2 protein-coding genes are annotated in these 4,475 nt (G+C 35.8%); both read right to left on the bottom strand.

Annotated features, from left to right (window positions below):
- Positions 1-210: 210 nt before the first annotated feature.
- Complete coding sequence (locus tag NSA01_RS09670; protein WP_257481253.1) at positions 211-2,574, bottom strand: hypothetical protein; 2,364 nt, start codon at positions 2,572-2,574, stop codon at positions 211-213.
- A gap of 400 nt (positions 2,575-2,974) precedes the next feature.
- On the bottom strand, positions 2,975-4,318 hold the full coding sequence (locus NSA01_RS09675; RefSeq protein ID WP_257481254.1) for an NCS2 family permease: 1,344 nt from the start codon (positions 4,316-4,318) through the stop codon (positions 2,975-2,977).
- Positions 4,319-4,475: the final 157 nt, after the last annotated feature.

Here is a 4,475-nt window from a genome sequence, read left to right on the forward strand (position 1 = left end):
CGCTGGGCGCGGTGCCTAAGCCTTCGGCTATTAAACTTACCAATATCTTTCACCCGCATATTACCTAAGAAAGTTGTTTAACTAATAGTTAATAACAACTATAAATAATTAAAGCAGGGTATAAACCCTGCAATAAGAAATCTTACTTCAGAAAAAAGCCTTCGTTGATTTTTACAATATAGTTTCGCAGATGCTAGGGATAAACCCTCATTAATTTTCTTTCTTGACTATTATTATTCCCATACTTATCATAGAAACTATCAAAAGAGAAATATAAATGATAATATTATTTTCATCAGATGTATTTACCGAATTTACATTATCAAGTTTTGGGATATCCTTTGTTTTAATTGCTCCGCACACAGTACAAATGTAAGTCTTTTTTCCTTTGGACCTTATAGTCGCTTTTTTAGTGATTTTTCCTCTATCCCAAACATGATTTTGTTTTATTTTTTCGCCGCACACGCATATCCCCTCGTGTTGATTTCCCTTATCTTTCCAGTCCGAAAATTTATGATCGTGATAAGAAATAGCATAAGTTGAAAATTCATCCGTTTCAAAGGAATATCCGCTATTCTTTTCATTATAGGTTCCTTTTACCTTTTTCACCTTACCATCGTGTATATAGATTATATCAAATGTCCTTCCCTTTTTCCTTAGCTGTTCGGGGATCGTAATCGTAACCGAAATCTTGCCTCCCGTGGTTTTTTTGATTTTGACGGCATTTTCGTTTTCAAATTTTTTATATAGTGATATATCGAAATAGCTTATTCCCGAGGAAGTCGGTACAGCTTTTTTTATTAAATCTATTTCATTCTCCGAAACGGCTCTATCTATATTTATTATTTCAAGATAAATAATGAGCTTCTTTCCCTCAGAAACTTTATTTACTTCTTCACTGTTCAAAGGAAGCAAAGTCCTTAAACTCTCCACACTATTGTTAAAATTTAATTCGGGAGCATCTTTATCCCTTTTTACATCTTTTTCCACAACTCCATTAGGGTCATCTAATTTAGGTATACTTTGAATAAACTTTATTTTACATGTAGGACACTGAGTATATCTGCTCCCCTCTTCGCTTACCGTAGCCTTTTTAGTGACCGTCCAAACCGTACCGTAGCTTTTATCGTGAGGACTTTCATTTATTTTTTTACCGCATGTGTCGCATATCTGCCAATGAGAATTATCCATATACTTCCAAGATGATGAATAATGAGCGGCTTCACTTTCCCTCGCAGTACACCCTTCATCAACTCTTCTACATTCGTGATAATGCGTATCCTCCGCTATAGTCCATGTATCACTAAAATCATGAGGTATCATCTCTATCTCATCGGATTTACTATCCGTAAAGGTATGTCCGTTTTTCACTATCTCGGCAGTATATTTTCTCTCGCCCTTTTTATAACACGTAGGTGCGGTTACTAATGAAGAGCTGAGAGAAGCATCATATGTATCCTTATGAGTATTATCATTTTTACATGACCAAACCGCCTGTGCGGTATAGCCTCCTCCGACCTTGCTTTTCCATATAAAGGATGGGTTTTCATTATAGTCGAAATCATGACCGAGTTTATTTATTGTTACGGTTTTAATATCACTGCCCGAGGTTTCATATTTTTTTCCTTCATAAGTTACCGATGCGGTATATACATCAGAGCCGTCTGTTTCGCACTTAGCGGGAGTCGTATCCTTTGTTAGCTTAACATTAGGAGATGTGCTCTGTGATAAAGTAAGTTTATGAGTATTGTCATTATTACACGTGAGAGTCAGCTTTGGCTCGCTGTAGCCCAATGTATCGTTTCCCGACCATGTCCATTTAGGGTCTTTGGAATAATCATGTCCGAGAGCCTGTCCTTCAAAAGTTTCCGTCCCTTTTTCTCCGCAGATACATGATTTGTAATAAACCGCTTTTGATGTACATGTAGCGGGTGTTACTAAAAACTTATCCAATTCAACTTCTTTATCGTATACATGATTAGGAAGCTCACAGTCTCCCACATTCTTAAAGTTATCCAAATTTGTTACATCGTTTGAATTATTTTTTCTCCCCGTATAGGATATCTGACCGTCCTGAACTTTTACCGCAGCCATAAAGGCATCCGGATAGTAGTGACCTCTGTAATAAGCCCAAAGATATATATAATAAGTTTTATTTGTGTTTAAATCTATCTCTCCCTTTTTAAAACTGAAATTTACTATATAATCATTTGTGACCAGTTTCATTTCATCGGTATACGTTATGATACCGAAGGTATTGTTTTTATTATCTTCATCCAAGACTTCAGTAAAACTTGAAAACGAAGAACCGTATTTCCCGAAGTCGGTAAAATCTCCGTAACCTCCGTCGGCATTGAGCGGCTCGGTCGCAAGGACTAATCTTCCCGTACAAGAAGCCAACCCCGAACGTCCAAAAAAGAAAGTAAGGCTTTTTATATTGGCAGCATCATAATACATAGGATTGGAAACGACCACATTATCCGCCTGACCTGCAAATGCGGAATATGTAAAAAATGATAAAAATCCTAAAACCAAAACTATGCTTATTAATATTTTTAAAATACCTTTTTTCATAAAATTTCTCCTAATACACCTAAAGGAAATTTATAGTTTTTACGGCATAGTATAATTATCCTTAAAGTTTTTTTGTTACCTGAATTTTAAATAATAGTATATAAAATATTATACTACCTTAAATATAACGATTTCAATAAATACTTATAAATAAAACATTTTTCTATGATATTCTCACTGAATATATATGAAATACAATGAAAATTTAAATAATTTATTACAATCATATTAAAATATCCTTAAAAGAACCAGCAATATTTTACATAAAGTACATTCCTAAGTAAAATGTAAGGTACAAAAGTCTTATAATGTTTATGGAATACAGACTATCAAATAATTAAACTTAACAATAAAAAACCTCCCTATTGATATAGAGAGGTTTTATTTTAATTCATACTTATTATAGAAGCACCAGATATATCAGGAATATAACCAGTAACACCCATGTAATAGGGTTGATTTCTTTTGCTTTTCCGCTGAACACTTTAGAAACAACGTAGAATACAAAACCTACTGCGATACCGTTTGAGATAGAGTAAGTAAGTACCATTGTGATAACCGTAGTGAATGCAGCGACTGCAACTGAAATATCATCCCATTCGATTTCCTTAAGCTGCTGTGCCATTAAAACACCAACGATGATAAGAGGTGCACTTGTAACAGGTGATAAGAATAATTCACCTACTTGAATAGAATTAACTACTGTAAGAAGAGGCATAAATAAAATAGATAAGAAGAATAATACCCCTGTAGTACAAGCAGTAAGACCTGTCCTTCCGCCTGCAGCAACACCCGAACCCGATTCAACGAATGATGTAACGGTTGATGTACCGCATACGGCACCCACACATGTACCTACTGAATCGGCAACTAGTGCTTTTTCAATATTTTCCATTTCGCCGTTGTCATTAACTAGACCGATCTTGTTACCGACAGCAACCAATGTTCCCGCAGTATCGAAGAAGTCGATAAATAGGAATGTAAAGATTACCATGATAAATGACGGTTTTGAGAATAATGAAGATATACCTTCAAAACAAGCACCGAATGTAGGCATAGAAAAATCAAATGATACGATACCCGTTGGAAGTGCAGGCATTCCGCTCACACCGAACAGTCCCGCAACGACACCTACAACAGCTGTGATTATCATTCCGTAGAATACTGCCGCATTTACTTTCTTACATAAAAGTGCAACGGTAACTATAAGCCCGAAGCATGCAAGGATTACCGTAGGGTTTGTGAGATTTCCCATTGCTACATATGTAGAAGGGTCAGCAACTACGATACCCGCATTTTTAAGTCCGATAAATGCGATAAAGAAACCGATACCTGCTCCGATAGCAAGTTTCATATTTTTTGGAATAGAGTTGATTATTGCCTTTCTTACTCCGGTTACGGAAATAATAAGGAAAATAACCCCTGAAATCAATACTGCCGCCAAAGCTTCCTGCCATGTGTATTTGAAAGTCATGCAAACAGTATAAGTAAAGAATGCGTTAACTCCCATACCAGGAGCCAATCCTACCGGATAATTTGCAAGAAGACCCATGATTATACTTGCAACACCCGATGCAATAGCAGTAGCCAAGAAAACCGATTGGAAACTCATTCCCGTGGAAGCAAGCATTCCCGGGTTTACACCTAAAATGTAAGCCATAGTAAGGAATGTCGTTATACCCGCAATGATTTCAGTTTTGACATTACTGCCTTTGCTTTTTAATTTAAAAAGTTTTTCGAACATCCTGTTCCTCCCTATAAATAATAATAAATCAGCCTTCATTATATCATTTTTATGTCATTACGACAATACAAAGTTTTCACAATATTGACAAAATACATCTTTTTCTTTTTCAAAGAAACAAATAATCAGGGGCTCTGCCCCTTACACCCCGGCACTT

It is taken from the genome of Anaerofustis stercorihominis, assembly GCF_024623185.1.
GTDB lineage: Bacteria > Bacillota > Clostridia > Eubacteriales > Anaerofustaceae > Anaerofustis.